Below are 18093 nucleotides of genomic sequence, written 5' to 3'. Positions count from 1 at the left end.
AGTATACTCCTTTCTATATTGAAAGAAGTATCTCTCTTCATTTTCTTTACTTAATTTATGATTTTAGCTTTTTATTGGCGTGATTCTGTTAAAGGCTTTTTTAAGACTCCTATTAACACGGCCGAAACAATTGCCCCAATGACAACCGCAAGCAAATATAGAAGCCAGCTACCCTCAACTAGTGGAAATACGAAAACTCCACCGTGTGGTGCGCGAAGTCCAATATGAAACATCATTGACAAGCCTCCCGCAACAGCTGAACCTACCATTAAAGAAGGGATCACTCGAATTGGATCAGCAGCTGCAAATGGTATGGCACCTTCGGTTATAAAAGATAGTCCCATAATATAGTTTACTTTACCTGCATCTCTGTCCTGCTTGCTAAATTTATGCTTAAATAAAGTAGTCGCAATAGCAATACCTAATGGAGGAACCATCCCTGCTGCCATAATTGCTGCCATTGGCTCGTAGACCCCGCTTGCAATTAATCCAGTACCGAATAAGTAAGCAGCTTTGTTTACAGGGCCCCCCATATCAATAGCCATCATTAATCCTAATACTATTCCTAACAATACTGCATTTCCTGTACCCAGACCTGTAAGCCAGTTAGAAATTGCTGTATTTAATGCACTCAATGGATTATTAACGACAAAATGCATGATAAAACCTGTAACAGCAATACCTAATAACGGAAATAACAAAATAGTTTTGATTCCTTCTAAAGAACTAGGAAGTCCAGCCAATACCTTTTTTAATCCAACAACGACATATCCAGCTAAGAATCCGGCAACCATACCGCCTAAGAATCCGGCGCATTAAGGCAAATGCATTTCCACCGCCAATGATATTTAATGCTTCGGCAATCACATTATAAGTAGGATCTTTTGGGTTATGCGCATTTACACCGAATAAGAAACCTAGAGCAATTAAAATACCACCGCCGATTACAAACGGAAGCATATTTGAAACTCCACTCATCAGATGTTTATAGATTGTTGCTCCGACCCCTCTACCTTTTTGTTCACTTTGATTACTAGACTTTCCGCTACCATGATAAATCGGTGCATCTTGCTTTAATGCTCTTTCAATTAATTGCTGTGGTTTACGAATCCCGTCTGCCACTGCGGCTTCAACTACATGTTTTCCATTAAAACGATTCATCTCCACATTCGTATCTGCTGCTACTATAACGGCGATAGCGTTTTCAATTTCATCAGCAGTTAGAACATTCTTTGCTCCACCAGATCCGTTTGTCTCAACCTTAATAGCGACACCCATTTCTTCAGCTTTTGCCTTTAAAGAATCTGCTGACATATACGTGTGGGCAATACCCGTAGGGCAAGCTGTTACTGCAACAATAAATTGTTTCTTATCCGTCATGGATTGATTTTCTTCTTTTTCCTCTTGATCATAGCGATTAATAATATTTAATACATCATCTTCAGAATTTGCCTCTAGCAATAATTGGCGTACTTCTTGTTTTAACAATATAGTAGAGAGCCTAGAAAGTGCTTCTAAATGGGTATTATTTGCCCCTTCTGGTGCTGCAATCATAAAGAAAAGATGTGAAGGTTGACCATCAAGGGAATCATAGTCCACTCCATTACTTGACCTTCCAAATGCAATAGCTGCTTGCTTTACCGCTTTTGTTTTTGCATGGGGAATGGCGATTCCCTCGCCAATCCCTGTTGTGCTTTGTTCTTCTCTCTTTAAGATTGCCTTTTTAAATTCCGCCCTATCGTTTAATTTGTTAGCGGAGTCCAGCACACTTACTAATTCTTCAATAGCATCCATTTTTTCCGTGCTGTTGATTGATAGATTAATTGTATCTTTTGTTAATAACTCGATTATTTTCATATTCCATCCCCCTTGAATGAAATTCTCTCTACATTTATTTCAGGTAGCAAATTTTCTACCTGTTCACGCGTGCATAAACCAAATGAAAACGCGGTAGCACTACCAGCAGCAATACTAAAACGAAATGCTTCTTCAACACTTTTTGTTTTTTCAAACTTTGCAATAAATCCAGCTACCATTGAATCCCCTGCACCAACTGAGCTTTTCACTTCTCCCTTTGGGGCAGTTGCAACTAATGCATATTCCTGATTAATAAGAACTGCTCCATTTTCAGCAAGAGAAACGATAACATTTCGAGCACCTTTTTTTATAAGCTCTCTTCCATAGGGAATAACCTCTTCGGCTGTAGTTACGACTGTATTAAATAATTCTCCAAGCTCATGATGATTAGGTTTTATAAGATATGGTTGGAATGGAAGAACATTCATTAATAAATCTCCCTCAGCATCCACAACAAACTTAGTCCTATTTTCCTTGCATACTTCTACAAGCTCTTCATACGTATTTGCCGGCATGGACGATGGAATACTACCTGCTAATACGAGGATATCTTCACTTGTAAGTCCACGAATCTTTTCTTTCAAAGTTTCATAGTTTTGTCTAGTTATATTCGGGCCCTTTGCATTGATTTCTGTTTCTGTTATAGACTTTAGTTTTACATTTATTCTTGTATCCTCTTTAACTCTTACAAACTCTGTATCAATCTTTAAAGTTCTTAAGAATTCTTCAATATAGTCTCCGGTAAAACCACCTATGAATCCAAGAGCTTTACTATTAACATCTAATTTCTTTAATACTTGCGATACATTAATGCCTTTTCCACCAGGAAATTTCGAATCATTTTTTGTACGATTTAAATCACCTAAGGTTATCTGATCTAGTTCTAAGATATAATCAAGAGATGGATTTAAAGTTAATGTATAGATCACGATATCACTACCTTTATGTTTGTCTTACTAATAAATTGCTCTTTTGTATCTGGGTCTAATTTATTTGTAATTATAGAAGCTTCGTTTAAATCTGCTATTTTCGCAAATGAAATTTCCGAAAATTTCGTTTCATCAGCAAGGACATATGCTTCTCTAGTTAATGAAATAGCTAGTTGTTTGACCATTGCTTCCTCTGGATCAGGTGTTGTATATCCAAATTGGTGGTGAATTCCATTTACGCCCATAAAACATTTATCAAAACGATAATGCCCAAGACTTTCTAAAGCACCTCTACCTATAAAAGCTTTTGTTGTTGGTTTTGCATATCCACCTATTAAATATGTTTTAATATTTTTTTCAAGAAGCTCATTCGCATGCATGAGTCCATTCGTCACAACTACAATATTAGTAGGTAAATACGGAATCATTTCAAAAACGGTCGAACCGGCATCTAAATAAATACAATCACCTTCTTCGACTAATCCTCCAGCATATTTAGAAATTTGACGTTTTTCCTGAAGGTTTTTGGAAGATTTCTCATTCATGCTAGGTTCTTGAAGCTTACCTTGCAGTCTTTGTGCCCCTCCATGAACTCTTTTAAGAAATTTTTCTTGTTCTAGCTGAATTAGATCGCGTCGAATAGTTGATTCTGATGAATTTGTTAATTTTACTAGTTCTTGAAGTGTCACCGAGTTTTTTATCTTTAATGCCTCTAAAATTATTTGATGGCGTTCTGGTTCTAACAAAACAACACCCTCCTAAAACGCTTTCATTACATTTAGTAAGTTTATTTTACAACTTCAATCATTAAAAATCAATCAAAATAATTCAAAATCATTCACAACCAATCAAATGTATTCAACTCTTTATGCTAATAGGAAAATCCTTCATTTTACAATTGGTACTTTTCTATGGTTATTAATTATTAGCAAACAATAATAAACCTCAAATATTCAACTACTAATGAACTTCAAAATAGATAGTAGTTTCCTTGCAATTGAAGTAGCCATACTTTTTCCAATTCCTTTAATCGCTTATTTAGTTATATATTTAAGTTAGAATCAATCGCTCCAAGCTCCCCTTATTTCTCCTATGAACAATCTTAGTTGTTTTACAAAATCAATATTATTTTTGCCATTGACTTTACCCTTAGGGGAATGTGTATAAAGGAATTGAACAAAGATTATTTGAAAGAAGCTTTATACAATCAAAAATGGAGGTGACCTCTTGCTATCAATTGGAGAATTCTCAAAAATCTGTGGAGTATCTACAAAAACACTTCGATATTATGATGAAATTGGCTTAATTAAACCTGACGAGATTAATCCTGAAAACGGTTATAGATTTTATTCCATCAATCAGCTAAAAAAGATGCTCTTTATTAACCGCATGAAATCCTATCAATTTTCTCTAGAAGAAATCAAAACTATCGTCGAGTTGGAAGAGGATCAATTGGAAGAAAAGCTTTGCTCTGCACTGAATTATAAGAGAAAGGAAATACAGGAAAAGATAGGCACTTTGGAGGATACCCTAAAACAAATAAATAAAGATGTCTTGAATATAGAAAATGGCCGATCAATTATGTCAATTGGTGACGATATTGAAGTTCAACTAGTTGAGACACAGCCAATGAATATCCTTTATATACGACAAATGATGACTAGTGATGACTATGCTCAAGGTTATGGAGCACATTTTAGCAGACTATACGAAAGGATTGCTACAGAAAACCTCACATTACTTGGAATGCCTATAACCTTTTACCATAGCCCCGAATATAATCCTGCCGGTAACGATACAGAGTTTGCTATTCCAATAGCAGAGCCTGTAATCGGAACCCGAGAAATGCCTGGTGGTCTTTGTGCGAAATCTGTTTTAAAGGGATCCTATTCGGAATTAACAGCTGTATATGCGAGGTTAAGAGAATGGATAGAAGTTGAAAAGTATGAACTGGTGAAGTCACCTTATGAAGTGTATATGACTGATCCCAATCAGACCGATGTTCCTGAAGGGATGATAACTGAAGTGTATTTTCCAGTGAAGAAAAAATAGTGTCAATTTCTTTAAACAAAAAAGGGGGAGCGATTATGCAAAGAACCTATTGGCCAACTACAGAATGGCAAACAGTAGACCCAGAAGAATTGCAAATAAACGCAGAAAAGCTTTCTGAGCTTACATCAATAATAAAAACCGAGTATGGCAATATAAACGGTATTGTGATAGTAAAAAATGGATTTATTGCTTATGAAAAATATTTTAATGGCTATGATCAACATGATGCACATCATGTGGCATCTGTAACAAAGAGCATCATTTCAGCCCTTATTGGTATTGCCATAGACAATGGGTTTATTAAAAATGTAGATCAAAAAGTGTTAGATTTCTTCCCCGAGTATGATTCAGATCCTTCTGATACGACCAAACGAGAAATTACTATTCGCCATCTTCTTACGATGACTGCTCCTTATTCATTTGATGATTGGCAGGAGCCGCTTGACAAAATGTGTATGCAACCCGACTGGGTAAAGTATACTTTGGATATTCTTGGTCAAAAGGGGAGGATTGGGCCGTTTAAGTATTCCACTGCAGGGGCACACCTGCTTTCATCCATCATTACTCGTAGTACAGGGAAAAATGCCCGCGAATTTGCTAATGAACACTTATTTAGTCCCCTCGGTATGAAGGAAATCCCTGATTATGAAATGCAAGCATTTGGGTTCGAGGACTTATTCGGAAAGAATGTAAAAGGGTGGGTAAAAGACCCAACTAATAACTCCACAGGAGGATGGGGACTTACACTAAATCCACGTGATATGGCACGCTTAGGTTACCTCTATCTGAGCCAAGGTATTTGGGACAACACACAAATTATTTCTGAGAAATGGATCAAAGAATCGACTGCAATGAATCCTCATAAATACGGATATTTATGGTGGCTACACGACGAAAATGGAATGTATGCATACGCAGCACAAGGCGATGGGGGCAATATCATATGCTGTATACCAGAAAAAGACCTAGTCATAGCCATCGCATCCGAATTCATCATCAACGCCCGAGATAGATGGAACCTGATCAAGGAGCATATTATTCCAGCTGTAGGGACAGGGGGTCAGGTCCACTGTCCCACCATCACACAAGATTTCGAATGATTATTCTTTAACTAAGGGCAATGGATTCCTTCCCTTACCCATGTATAAAGCTCCATCCATTCATGGATAGAGCTTTATGCCATTTTTTAATTTTCCCCTTTATTCATCAGTTGTTCATATAGTTCTTCCCATTGCTTTTCAAGTTTTTCCTTTTCTATAAATAAGGTTTGTAAATATTCCAATTCCTGTGTTTCTCCTAACCTTGCTTCCAATTCTAAAATTTTACTTTCCAACTCTTCTAATTCCATTTCCAAGTTTTCATATTTTAAGTTTGTATGTTTTGGTGGTTTCCGAAGAAGAGATGCTTCCTTCTTGTTTTCTGCTATTACTGGTTGTTGTGTCTTACTTTTCCTCAACATCATCTTTTCTCTAGCCCAGTTATAATCCCCTTCAAAGCAATGAACTTCCCTGGATTCAATCCAATAAATCTTCTTAAATAGCTTATTCAGGAAATAACGATCATGAGAAACAGCTAAAATTGTCCCATTATAATCTTCAAGCGCATCTTCTAATACTTCTCTCGATTCAATATCTAAATGGTTTGTTGGCTCATCTAAGATGAGGATATTAATATCTTGATACATAAGCTGTGCTAAACGAAGCCTCATTCTTTCTCCCCCACTAAGCTGAGATACTTTCCGAAACACCATATGTCCATAGAATAAAAACCTCGCTAAGATATGCCTCGCTTCTCCCTCCGTTACTCTTACTTCATTACGAAATGCTTCAATAATGGTTTCATCATCATTGTTGGAAAATAAGTGTTGAGACAGATAACCAATTTTCACATTACTTCCGATCTTAACTTCCCCTTCATCAGCATCAATTTGTCGAAGAATTAGTTTAAGTAAAGTCGATTTCCCTGTACCATTTTCCCCGACAATCGCTACACGTTCCTGAAATTTCACATCCATAGTGACGTTCTTGAAAAGCAATTGATCTGCAAACTGTTTCGAGACCTCCTTAAGGATGATCACATCATTCCCACTACGATCAGAAGACTCCATTTCAAGATTCATTTTCTTGTGATTTAACACTGGTCGACTCAATTTTTCCATTCTTTCGAGAGCCCTTTCCATATTTCTCGCTCGCTTATGGAGTCCTTCATTCGGTGGATTGGCTCTGTTCGCCCAATCTCGTAGTCGTTTAATGGCTTCCTTCATTTTCTTGATTTTCTTTTGCTGTTCTTCATAAGCACGGAACTCCCTTAGCAGTTTTTCTTCCTTTTCCTTTACAAAACCAGAAAAGTTAGTATGATAGCACGCGATTTCACCATCCTCTAAATCTAGAATCTTATTTACGGCTTCATCGAGAAAATAACGATCATGAGATACGATAACAACAGTTCCACTATAATCTCTTAAAAAGCTGCCAAGCCACTCTACTGCCATCAAATCTAAATGATTGGTCGGTTCGTCCAGCAATAATAAATCTGGATTTTTAAGAAGAGTCAAAGCTAGGCAAACCTTCGTTTTTTCACCACCGCTTAGAGTTGAAATTTGTTCATTGATTAAATCATTGATATTCAAACCATTAACGATTTTTTCAATATTGGCATCAATTTCATACCCCCCATTTAACGTAAAATTATCTTGTAAATCCCCATAATCCTTTATTAACTTTTCTAGTCTCTCACCATTTGCTTCACTACTCATTTCCATCTCGAGTTTCTTCATCTTTTCCTCTACTTGCAAAAGATCAACAAATGCTGTCCTCAATACGTCCTTTGTAGTTGATTGGTTTTGAAAGTCTGGAATTTGTGCAAGATAACCAATTTGAACTCCCTTTTTCCAATGAATTTGACCGGAATCAGGCGTCTCCTTACCAGATAATAATTTCAATAGCGTAGTCTTACCACTTCCATTCCGTCCAACTAAACCGACCCTGTCTTTATCCTGAATTTCAAAGGTTATATCTTCAAATATAGAGCTGCCCCCATACATTTTTTTTACTTGATTTACACTGCATGCAATCATGTCTAATTTCCTCCTTCGTTTAATGAACACAAAAAAGCTATGGGAAATACACCGCGATCCCATAGCTTTTTATTCGAAACTCTTTATTTTGCATGAATTGTTGCTTTTCTCATTTAGATTAAAGTAACAAAGCATTAAAAAAGAGTCTTTTATAACGAATGGCATAAAAAAAGAAGAGCATGAAAAGCTCCTCTTCAACCATTCTTATATATTGTGGGTTTTGAGATGTTTTCACCGTTTTAGATTTGCTATTAAGTTGTTAAAAAAGGGCATACGTATCCCGTTAACAGCTTTCACAGCAAATTTTGCACGGTTTAGATATAAAAATTCAGTCCAATAACCGCACACTAAAACAGCTTGATTTAACATCATTACCCACCTCCGTATCCTATATATTCAATTACATTTTATTGGTTTTGCAAACAATTTTCAAGAGTTTTCAGTCAAAATGTTGTTACTTTTAAAAAAATTCTCCTCTTAATGGGAATACCATGATTAATAAAATGAATTAGACCAATAAAAATTCAAACTTTTTGATTTGAGGGGTGTAACACATACATTCAATCTATTTTTAGTCAATTTTCCCTTATTATATTTATTATGCCTATGGTTACAAGTGTTTAACTATTTTCCCCTCGTTTTAAAATAATCTCCTTGTTCGCACTAGTATTTAAAGCCTGTGATAGTACGATATTGATTGCCATTATTTTACTAAACGTAGTCTTTCCTGAAGTATCGATGTTAGTAAAATTTCATGACAATTCAAAATTCATGTGATTTAATAATATTATTCTATAGGTGTCTTTTCGAAATACATTCAAACTGAAATGAACAATGAAGTGCTGGCAAGCTTAAAGCTATTGATCACATGTACATCCATTTTTTTAATTATGTTATAAGTGAATTGATTAAATATCTGCTGTGATTGAATTGCTTAAGCGGAAGCTTAATATTTACCAAAAGAGGAGAATATATAGATGAAAAATAGAGTTGAAACGTTTGTTGAAAAGTATCAATTATATAAAGAGGATAAGATCCAACAAATCCAATTGGAGCATCGTTTTAATTTGGTGGAGACATTCAAGATTAGAAAAGGGATGCATGTTTTAGAAATCGGCTGTGGCCAAGGGGATACGACTGTATTGTTAGCTGATATGGTAGGGGCGGAAGGAAAAGTTGTTGCCATTGACATCGCTTCACCTAACTATGGAATGCCATTTACGCTTGGGCAAGCAATAGAACGCATAAAGCAATCCGAACTAAGTGCCCGAATTGATTTTCATTTGGAAACAGAGTTTCTGAATTTCCCCATCACTCAGCAGTTCGATGTAGTTGTGTTATCACATAGTTCATGGTACTTTGAGAGCGAACAAAAATTAGCGGATTATTTCAAACGACTACGCCATATCACCAAACGAGTTTGCTTTGCAGAATGGGATTTACGTTTCAGTGATCTCTCACAGCGTGGACATTTTTGTGCCGTGACTATTTTAGCACTTTATTCACAATTCGTTAAAAATGATGGCAATATCCAGCATGTGTTTGGTGAGAGTCAGATTGTAAATTTAATGGCTGAAGCTGGGTTTACATTGCAAGACAAAGAAACTATAGATGCTAGCTTTTTACAGGATGGTTTATGGGAGATGGATTATGCCACTTCCATTCAAAACGAGTTTAACCAGGTTCCCTCTATGATCCAAGCACTTGTATCAAACTATTATGATGTGATGAATGAGAATATCGATAAAAAATCCTTAAATAGTTTTGTGCTTATTTTCGAAGCATAATTTTGTCTATGCGCCTTTCTTTTTTCTTATGTTTATATAAAAATGGCGTGAAGTTCTAATTTCACGCCATCTCCACATTCATAAAATGTCCTTTAAATGAAGAAATAAGCGAAGGTAAAATTCTTCGCCTTATTGTTTTAAAATAAACTTTCTACAAAGTGCCCACATCATCACACTTAATATCAAGAAATAAAATGGCATCGTAAACAATGATCCATTATGAAAAAAACTCATCGCCGATGTTACTAAACTAACCAACAAATAATAGCCAAGACTAAAAATAGCTCCAGCAAATAAAAACCCCAAGAAATTAAGTTTTTACATATTGTTTTGGGGATAAATTCTAATTCTCCCCCCTCTAATTGAAGGAATGCTCCGCTAGATGTGGAATAGTTTAAAAGGAGGGATAAAGAGAGCTCCCTGATATTACGTTAATATAAGTAGAACACTATGATGAACTGAGGATTTAACCGATGAAACTGCAACTACTCTATAATGAATACTTAAATATTAAATTCAACAGAAAAATACAGTCCTTTCAACTGGACTGCTTTGAATACTGCCTGCTTGAAAACGAGAGCGCAGAATTATTTTTTGTCGATAGAGGGAACGAATCATTTGTTGAGTGGGCATATGAATTAGAGCCGAAAGATCCAAATTATATAATGAATCCTAACTGGAAGCCTGTTCTCTCAGCATTTTTCAAGCAACTAGATGTATATGATGAATTAATATTATATTATTTACTATTTACTATTAACAGGACGACATCCATTGTTAGCAACAACCCATTCAATGCAATGAATGATTTTATGAAAAACTATTGTTTTTTTCAGTTGGCACAATTGACTGATACTACTAAATTAAATAATGAACAAAAACACCAATTAAGAGACTTTTTCTTCTTTTTCTATCTTTATACTCACCCGGTAAACGAAGAAACTCTCTACTCTTTTTCATTCGAAGGAAAAGATTTGGTTCATACAAAAACCAATATCCATGTGGAAGATTATTTTTCTAAATTTCACGATTACTACAAGGAGAACCTCGATAAGTATAGAGATCAAATAATGATTGATCCACATGAAATAGATGCTTGTAAGAATCTCACAATCGAATTGTTAAGGTCAATTGAGGGGAAATCGCCCAAGCTGTCGCTCCCCCTTGAAGAGGGGTTAGAGGATGTAATACGACTAATCAATAATATTGATTATTTATTACATTTATATTCCGAAAATAAAACAACATTATTCAGTATCATGGAAGGTTTTCTTGCCGACAATTGCTCTACTCCCTATCGTGACCATTGTTTTACCATGTTGCTTCAGAATTATGTGTGTTATATCCTGTATTTTAATTTTGATGAAATTCATGAATTGGTCAATTACTTTAAAGGCACTCCGCTATCGTGTGAATTACTCATCAATAAAATGTTTACGGATGCCATCTTTATTCAAAAGATAATGAGACAGAACGGTATAAATATTACCGAATATAATAATGTCATCGAATTTTTCAATGAAGAAGCACGAAGCATGTATTTGTAACTAAAAAACAAAGAATGCGTTGGAAACCACTTTTATTGGAAAGAAAAAGCTAATGCATATGTACTAGCTTTTTTAACTATCTTATTTAGCAGTTACTTCGTCTTCGGTTAACCCATTTATGATTCTTTACCACAGGACCACCAGTTGTCGGTGTGTAATCTACCATATAGACGGTCGTTTTTTCCGAAGAGACGATTTCAGCACTCGCACCTTTCATTCCTTTCATATGATCTGCTTCTAAGATAACTTTTGTACCAGGTTTCAATGTCTTCTTTCCTGCATCTTTGATTTCCTCTTGGATAACCCATTTATGATTTTCTACTTTCGGTCCACCAGTGGTCGGCGTATATGTAACTACATATGCAGTAGTATCAAATGCTCCTGAAATAGTTGCTTCAGCATCCTTCATTCCATTCATATGATCTGTTTTAAGTATCACTTTATCTCCTATTTTATACGTTGGATGTTCAGCTACCTTTAATCCGTCTGGAACTTCACCAGAACTTGAGTGTTCCATGTGCTCCTTAGTCACACTGCTAGCAGGCTTAGATCCCATGTCCAATTTTTTATTATCTGTTGAGTCATTGCTTTTTCCACATGCTGTTAACACAAAGATTAGCGTTAATGAAACAATTCCTATTATTAATTTTTGGGTCATAATTATTCCTCCTAAAACCTTTGATTGAATGAATCTCGCCTCTTATGTAATGGAAATAACAATATTATTATTAATTTTTCCCTAATCCTATATAGGTAAACAAAGTGCTGCTCAAATATAATAATTTATGCATCAAGGGTTTAGACTCTACTTTATTGAAAACAGGATGATAAAAAGTATGGTGATTTACAACTTTATCAGTGCATACACTATTTGAAATAAAAAAAATGATTGAATGACTCCCCTTGCTTATATAAGTAAATAGTTATATATTTTATTAGTTGAATCATATATATATAAGTGAATAATTATATAACTATATAGGAGGTGCTCAAATGCAAGAAACATTACCCGATATTGAACGTACATCAAAAGTTCTTAAATTACTAGGTGATAAAACAAGATTAACAATGGTTGCTTTATTAATGAAACGCGAATTATGCGTTTGTGAATTTCAGGAAGTTTTCGATATGACCCAGCCATCTATTAGTCAACATTTACGTAAATTAAAGGACTCTAATCTAGTAAAAGAATCACGAAAAGGGCAATGGATCTATTATTCATTGAATAAAAATAGTGAGTTCTATCACCTCATTAATTATGTAACGACGCAGATACCTGATCAAGAAGAAACCATTAAACAAATTGATAAGAGTAATCCAACCATCCGCTGCGGTTGTTAACCAAACATGGAGGTGACAAAAAACATGAGTCATACTGAAAAAAAACGTTTATCATTTCTTGATAGATATTTAACACTATGGATATTTATTGCAATGGCTATAGGAATTGGACTTGGTTACATATTTCCCGGAATGATCAATGGATTAAATAAGTTTCAAATTGGAACTACATCTATTCCATTAGCTATTGGGTTAATACTTATGATGTATCCTCCGCTAGCCAAAGTACGTTATGAGGAAATTGGTCGAGTGTTTAAAGATATTAAGGTTCTAGCTTTATCCCTTATTCAAAACTGGATTATTGGTCCGATCCTGATGTTTTTTCTGGCCATCATTTTCTTACCTGATAAGCCAGAATACATGATAGGGCTTATTATGATTGGAATGGCACGCTGTATTGCTATGGTCATTGTTTGGAATGATCTAGCCAAAGGGGATACAGATTATGCTGCAGGGCTAGTTGCATTTAACTCAATTTTCCAAGTCATCTTTTTTTCCATCTATGCTTATGTCTTTGTAACAGTGATTCCAGAGTGGTTCGGATTACAAGGGGCAATTATCGATATTACCATTGGAGAGGTAGCAAAATCAGTGTTTATTTACCTAGGCATTCCCTTTGTTGCAGGAATGCTTACAAGATTTACATTAGTGAAAGCAAAGGGAAGAAATTGGTATGAGAAGGTATTTATTCCCAAAGTCAGTCCAATTACTTTAATCGCCCTACTATTTACTATTATTGTGATGTTCTCCTTAAAGGGGGATATGATTGTTGCATTGCCATTAGATGTAGTGAGAATTGCTATTCCTTTACTTGTTTACTTCGTTATCATGTTCTTTGTATCTTTCTTTTTAGGGAAAAAATTAGGTACCAATTATCCAGTAACAACCACATTAGCTTTTACGGCCGGAAGTAATAACTTTGAATTGGCCATCGCTGTCGCCGTTGGAGTGTTTGGAATACATTCAGGAGTTGCCTTTGCCGCAGTAATTGGTCCTTTAGTGGAAGTACCAGTAATGATTGCATTAGTAAATGTTGCACTCTGGTTTAAGAAAAAATATTACAGTGAGAATGCAGTATAAAATCAAGTACTAACAGTAAACAATGAAGATCTAGTAGTGGACGCTTTGATCAGCCAAAAATGTCTGTTCACCCAGTAAAGAGAGTTCATTGATGATATCCCAAAAGCAGAAGTAACAGATGAAATAAATTTATAAAAATGGTCCACCTAATTATAAAATAATTACTGGACCATTTTAGTACTAATAAAGAAAGTTTACTCTCTACTTTTATATAGGTTCTTCAGTGTCTACAACTTTAACTTGGTTATAATAGTTATTTTGTCAATTGATTTTGGATCAAATCAAAATCCTTCATTAAAACAATAATTAACTATTAGGGGAAAACCTACTCCTCTTCAGAATTTCATCAGAGTCCATAAAAGTCCATTCTTTAATAGGAATATCTGGATTTTTCTGCAAAAAATCTTGCATAATCTGATAACCAATTTTGTAATCGGACCATTTAGGAATAACACCGTTTCCAGCATTCATCTCTGCTAAGTCGTTATTATTATAAGAATATCTCTTATCTTTTGCCCAATCCCAAATTGTTATTTCCTCATCTGGAGATAATTCATCTGTCCATGGAACGTTTATCTCAGGGTTGATCAAGGTAGCAAAGGAATCAGCCTTACCTTCAGATAAAATATAATCAAATAAATCTCTTTGTTTATCTTTCTTATCCTCGAAGTAAACAATATGGTGATATTCATGTGCCACGGTGTATTTGAGCATCTCCTCCTTATATTTTTGAGGTGCTATTTGTAAAACTATAATTTGGTTAGATGTCGCAAATGCTGTAACTCCACTCATTTGACTTATGATAGTATACTGGTCTGGATTAAACGGGAACAAATATATGGTTGTCTTTCCACCATGAAGCAGGTTAGAGGACTTTTCTATCGTTTCTTTTATTAAATGACTAAAATGTTCATAGTTTTCATCCAATAATTGAATTGATTCATTCAGTCGATCGACATTTATAGGCGCTGCAAAATTATATTTATCTTTTAACCAATGTGCACCATTTTCGCCAAATGCCTCTTTTCGGAAAGGTTCGACAACTGTCGATATGTATAATTCTTTATGGTTTGGATCTAAATTCTCTTTTACTTTTTGTATGTATTCGAGGATAGGGTTAAAAACTGGTACAATTTGAAACTCTTGTTCTCCTACCTTAAAATGTATTGGAGTAGCATTTTTTATCGTATAACTTTGGGTGTTTTCAACATGGTTAGAGGATTTATCCGTTATAGTTGAATCTTTTGGTGCTGAAGTCCGTTCTTCGATACAACCTGTTAATAAACATATAATTATAAAGGTAACTAAAACTAAGTGCCTATAAATATTTAAACCCCCCCTATTACAAAAGTGAAATTTCGCAATTATCAATCACCCGTATTTTAACATAAATTGCAAATGGTTTATAAAAATCATTAACCTTCCGTTCACATGATCCAAGGGGCATCTCTTTAATAAGGAATGCTCTTTTCTTTTTAAAGTAGAGGCGCAGATTGGTTGAATAAGAAAGAATGGTATCATGATTACCATGCCGGAATGAATTATGCGGTGAAGCTTTATAAAGTAGGAAATATGACTGAAAATCATATTTGTGAAATTACAAATATAATAGAGCTTCACTTGATAGAAGGTTAACGGGGAAGAAATGACCTCGAAATTTTAATATAAGCTGTTTGACATATTGTGATAGTCAGATTCAAACAGCTTATTCCCTTTGATAAAACCATTTCATTCAATGCATGCAACCCATTGACTTAAAGTAAAGGGGGATTTTGTTTAAGAAGAAAATCAAATAGTTCTAGTTAGGAAAAAGAAATGTCTCCAAAATTGAGACATTCCTTTAGATTTTCTATAGTATAACTTACTTTCAACAGAGTAACATGTTGCCTTAAATTAAGGTTTGATCATTTATTATCTATGTTACGCCTCAATCTCGCCAGTTTGTTGTGTAAAGAATAAACTATTATTGAACTAAAGTATCGGCTCATTAAACATCGCGCCTCTTTCGTTCGATAAAAAAAGACTCCTCAGAATTCTAATTTGTTATCCTTTGCTAGTTTCTGTTCTCCATTTATTGATCGGCTACCCATAGAAAAAGTTACAAGTGCTGGGATGAGCCCAATTGCAACACCGATTGCACCAATCCAACCGACTGATTGAAGCGATATGTTTTCTACAGCCATTCCCCCAATTACTGCTCCAACAGCCATGCCCAATTGTATGATGGAAGTGTTTAAGCTTAGAATGATTCCCGAAGCTTCGGGTGCCATGCCAATCAAATAAACCTGTTGAACAGGACCTGTTGACCAGGCAAAAAAAGCCCAAAACATAAGTAAAGGCATCACGAACATCACTGAGTGGGAGAATGCAGTTATTAAAAGTAAAATCCCTGAGTGGAGAAGTAAGCCTCCAAACATAGTCCGCGGAATGCCCCACTTATCTGCGCCATAACCACCAACCTGTGATCCAAGAAGACTAGCTATACCGAATGCAAATAACCCGATGCTGACCATCCGATCGCTCATGCCAGTAATGGTTATTAGAAATGGCGAAATATAAGTGTAGATGATTGTATAACCTAGTATCCAGAAAAAACCAATAGACAATGCTACGGAAATTCGCGGTGTTTTAAATATAGAAAGTTGTTCCCGAATAGGGATAGGAGTTTCTCCCTCGAACTTAGGAATGGCTAGCAAAAGAACAAATATTGCGATTAAGCTGAGTACTCCGATACCAGTAAAAATTATCTTCCAATCATAGGAACTGGCAATAACTCTCCCCAAAGGAACACCTAGAATAAGCGCTAGGTTAAAACCTATGAGAACTGTAGCAATCGCACTGCCTTGCTTGCCCGGCTGAGCAATCTTAGCCGCAACCGTAAGTGCCACCACCATAAACACACCTGTGCCGAGCGCCAAAATAATTCTCGCTCCGACCAACATGGCAAAACCAGTAGTTGAAATCGTGACCAGATTTCCTGCAATAAACAGCGCTAGAGCAGCCAGCATTAGTTTCCTACGGTCCATTTTTGCGGTGAACGCAATCAGAATTGGAGTGCCGATCGCATATGATAGCGAGTATACAGTAATGAGCTGTCCTGCAGCAGCTACTGTCACACCTACATCACTTGCGACCACATCTAGTATTCCAGCGATAACAAATTCAGATGTCCCTACCAAAAAGCTAACGATCGCCAGTATGTAAATTTTCCATGAGTTTAGCATTTAAAATCTCTCTCCTTTTGTTTTATACAGTTCTAGAAGTATAGAAATAATAATTATAAAAATCTGCTATACTGAACTTATTTATCCATGTATATCATCCTTATTTACAGAACACCTATCTAGATGTTCATTGCTTAGCAAGTTCCTTACGGACAATAGGGGCAACCTTAGTGCCTAAAAGTTCGATTGTCCTCAGCAATTCGCGGTGTGGCAATGTACTGAAATCGACATACATAAGAAAACGAGTCAAGCTTAAATTCTTTTGCGCAAGCAGAATCTTCTCCGCTACATATTCGGGGTCTCCAACATAAAGGGCACCACGAATGTCACGCGAAGTTTCGAAAGAATCACGTGTGTAGGGTGACCATCCTCGTTCCCTTGCAATTTGGTTCATCTGTGTTGCTATAACGGGGAAGTACCGTTCGGCTGCTACTTCAGACGAATCTGCTATAAATCCATGAGAATGCGTTGCAATCTGCAACTTGCTAGAATCATGTCCTGCCTTCTCTGCGGCTTCCTTATATAACCTCACCAAAGGGGCAAACCGTTCCGGCATCCCACCGATGATCGAAAAAATAACTGGAAGCCCTAACACCCCCGCTCGAATTGCTGACTCAGGACTACCACCTGTACCGATCCATACTGGTAGTGGATTCTGCAGTGCACGAGGATAAATACCCATATTATCAATGGCCGGACGATGACCGCCACGCCAGGTCACCTTCTCTGAAGCACGGATTTTTAATAAAAGTTCAAGCTTCTCTTCGTATAACGCCTCATAATCTTTCAAATCATACCCAAACAAAGGAAACGATTCAATGAAAGAACCACGGCCAGCCATAATCTCTGCCCTCCCTTTCGATAGGCTGTCAAGCGTCGCGAAATCCTGATACACACGAACAGGATCATCCGAAGACAATACAGTAACTGCACTCGATAGCCGAATACGCTTCGTTGTGGGTGCTGCAGCAGCAAGAATGACAGCCGGTGACGAGCTTGCATAATCGGTCCGATGATGTTCTCCAATGGCGTATATATCCAGCCCAACCTGATCAGCCAAATGAATCTCCTCAATCGCTTGAAGTATCCGCTCTTCAGGAGAGACATCACCATGTTTGTCCGTTTGTAAAAAAGTAGTAATTCCCAACTCCATAATTTTTGCCTGTTCATCCATAAAAGTTCACCTCTAATTAGTTTAAC

At 36.1% G+C, this 18093-nt stretch carries 13 protein-coding genes and 4 pseudogenes; 7 read left to right on the top strand and 10 right to left on the bottom strand.

Translation table 11 applies throughout. The annotated features are described in order from the left end of the window. Positions 1–71 precede the first annotated feature (71 nt). The 3 genes and pseudogenes from NST63_RS01415 to NST63_RS01405 all read right to left on the bottom strand — a co-directional run bounded on the left by NST63_RS01415 (position 72) and on the right by NST63_RS01405 (position 3532). Positions 72–1857 (bottom strand): annotated as a pseudogene (locus NST63_RS01415) (PTS fructose transporter subunit IIABC). Next, positions 1854–2786: a 1-phosphofructokinase gene (pfkB, locus tag NST63_RS01410; protein WP_341041091.1), complete on the bottom strand. Its 933-nt coding sequence runs from the start codon at positions 2784–2786 to the stop codon at positions 1854–1856. The pseudogene NST63_RS01415 and the gene pfkB overlap by 4 nt, the downstream one beginning before the upstream one ends. Beyond that, positions 2783–3532 carry a DeoR/GlpR family DNA-binding transcription regulator gene (locus tag NST63_RS01405; protein WP_341041090.1) on the bottom strand — a complete coding sequence of 250 codons (750 nt, stop codon included), beginning with the start codon at positions 3530–3532 and terminating at the stop codon, positions 2783–2785. The genes pfkB and NST63_RS01405 overlap by 4 nt, the downstream gene beginning before the upstream one ends. Positions 3533–4013: 481 nt before the next feature. Here NST63_RS01405 and NST63_RS01400 point away from each other — a divergent pair, with 481 nt between their 5' ends. After that, a complete protein-coding gene (locus tag NST63_RS01400; protein WP_341041089.1) occupies positions 4014–4838 on the top strand; it encodes a MerR family transcriptional regulator in 825 nt (274 codons plus the stop codon). Positions 4839–4873: 35 nt separating this feature from the next. After that, positions 4874–5938, top strand: coding sequence for a serine hydrolase domain-containing protein (locus NST63_RS01395; RefSeq protein WP_341041088.1), 1065 nt, complete (start codon positions 4874–4876; stop codon positions 5936–5938). Positions 5939–6024: 86 nt separating this feature from the next. Here the strand turns inward: NST63_RS01395 and abc-f are convergent, their stop codons facing one another. Together abc-f and NST63_RS01385 are read right to left on the bottom strand one after the other, a co-directional pair. Continuing rightward, on the bottom strand, positions 6025–7914 hold the full coding sequence (abc-f, locus tag NST63_RS01390) for a ribosomal protection-like ABC-F family protein (protein WP_341041087.1): 1890 nt from the start codon (positions 7912–7914) through the stop codon (positions 6025–6027). A gap of 231 nt (positions 7915–8145) precedes the next feature. Continuing rightward, positions 8146–8283: an RAxF-45 family protein gene (locus NST63_RS01385; RefSeq protein ID WP_212946470.1), complete on the bottom strand. Its 138-nt coding sequence runs from the start codon at positions 8281–8283 to the stop codon at positions 8146–8148. 608 nt (positions 8284–8891) lie between these two features. On the opposite strand from NST63_RS01385, the gene NST63_RS01380 reads away from it, so the two are divergent. Beyond that, positions 8892–9701: an SAM-dependent methyltransferase gene (locus NST63_RS01380; protein WP_341041086.1), complete on the top strand. Its 810-nt coding sequence runs from the start codon at positions 8892–8894 to the stop codon at positions 9699–9701. Between the two features lie 129 nt (positions 9702–9830). On the opposite strand, the pseudogene NST63_RS01375 reads toward NST63_RS01380, so the two are convergent. Further along, a pseudogene (locus tag NST63_RS01375) lies at positions 9831–9992 on the bottom strand (multidrug effflux MFS transporter); the annotation flags it as partial. 182 nt (positions 9993–10174) lie between these two features. Here NST63_RS01375 and NST63_RS01370 point away from each other — a divergent pair. Continuing rightward, entirely contained in the window at positions 10175–11248 is a 1074-nt protein-coding gene (locus tag NST63_RS01370; protein WP_341041085.1) for a hypothetical protein, read from the top strand. A gap of 81 nt (positions 11249–11329) precedes the next feature. Here the strand turns inward: NST63_RS01370 and NST63_RS01365 are convergent. After that, positions 11330–11906 (bottom strand): annotated as a pseudogene (locus NST63_RS01365) (YdhK family protein). A 335-nt stretch (positions 11907–12241) separates the two neighbouring features. Between NST63_RS01365 and NST63_RS01360 the strand changes: the two are divergent. After that, positions 12242–12589, top strand: a complete 348-nt coding sequence (locus tag NST63_RS01360) for an ArsR/SmtB family transcription factor (protein WP_212946476.1) — start codon at positions 12242–12244, stop codon at positions 12587–12589. Between the two features lie 24 nt (positions 12590–12613). Further along, positions 12614–13669 carry an ACR3 family arsenite efflux transporter gene (arsB, locus tag NST63_RS01355; RefSeq protein WP_212946478.1) on the top strand — a complete coding sequence of 352 codons (1056 nt, stop codon included), beginning with the start codon at positions 12614–12616 and terminating at the stop codon, positions 13667–13669. Between the two features lie 306 nt (positions 13670–13975). On the opposite strand, the gene NST63_RS01350 is transcribed toward arsB, so the two are convergent. Further along, positions 13976–15040, bottom strand: a complete 1065-nt coding sequence (locus tag NST63_RS01350) for a DUF2268 domain-containing protein (RefSeq protein ID WP_341041084.1) — start codon at positions 15038–15040, stop codon at positions 13976–13978. Between the two features lie 144 nt (positions 15041–15184). Here NST63_RS01350 and NST63_RS01345 point away from each other — a divergent pair. Next, positions 15185–15318 (top strand): annotated as a pseudogene (locus NST63_RS01345) (recombinase family protein); the annotation flags it as partial. Positions 15319–15696: 378 nt separating this feature from the next. Here NST63_RS01345 and NST63_RS01340 read toward each other — a convergent pair. Further along, a complete protein-coding gene (locus NST63_RS01340; protein ID WP_341041083.1) occupies positions 15697–16893 on the bottom strand; it encodes an MFS transporter in 1197 nt (398 codons plus the stop codon). A 127-nt stretch (positions 16894–17020) separates the two neighbouring features. Next, positions 17021–18067 (bottom strand): LLM class flavin-dependent oxidoreductase, encoded by a 1047-nt coding sequence (locus NST63_RS01335; protein WP_242598367.1) that lies wholly within the window; start codon positions 18065–18067, stop codon positions 17021–17023. Positions 18068–18093: the final 26 nt, after the last annotated feature.

This window comes from Heyndrickxia sp. FSL W8-0496 (assembly GCF_038007825.1).
In the GTDB taxonomy this organism is placed as follows: Bacteria; Bacillota; Bacilli; order Bacillales; family Bacillaceae_C; genus Heyndrickxia; species Heyndrickxia oleronia.
Note: the sequence above shows the minus strand (reverse complement) of the source record. Positions and strands in the feature narration are given on the sequence as shown.

Coding starts and splice junctions, on each gene's coding strand:
- NST63_RS01395 (WP_341041088.1), top strand. CDS start 4,874: ATGCAAAGAACCTATTGGCCAACTACAGAATGGCAAACAGTAGACCCA.
- NST63_RS01335 (WP_242598367.1), bottom strand. CDS start 18,067: ATGGATGAACAGGCAAAAATTATGGAGTTGGGAATTACTACTTTTTTA.
- NST63_RS01340 (WP_341041083.1), bottom strand. CDS start 16,893: ATGCTAAACTCATGGAAAATTTACATACTGGCGATCGTTAGCTTTTTG.
- NST63_RS01370 (WP_341041085.1), top strand. CDS start 10,175: ATGAAACTGCAACTACTCTATAATGAATACTTAAATATTAAATTCAAC.
- NST63_RS01360 (WP_212946476.1), top strand. CDS start 12,242: ATGCAAGAAACATTACCCGATATTGAACGTACATCAAAAGTTCTTAAA.
- abc-f (WP_341041087.1), bottom strand. CDS start 7,914: ATGATTGCATGCAGTGTAAATCAAGTAAAAAAAATGTATGGGGGCAGC.
- arsB (WP_212946478.1), top strand. CDS start 12,614: ATGAGTCATACTGAAAAAAAACGTTTATCATTTCTTGATAGATATTTA.
- NST63_RS01380 (WP_341041086.1), top strand. CDS start 8,892: ATGAAAAATAGAGTTGAAACGTTTGTTGAAAAGTATCAATTATATAAA.
- NST63_RS01385 (WP_212946470.1), bottom strand. CDS start 8,283: ATGTTAAATCAAGCTGTTTTAGTGTGCGGTTATTGGACTGAATTTTTA.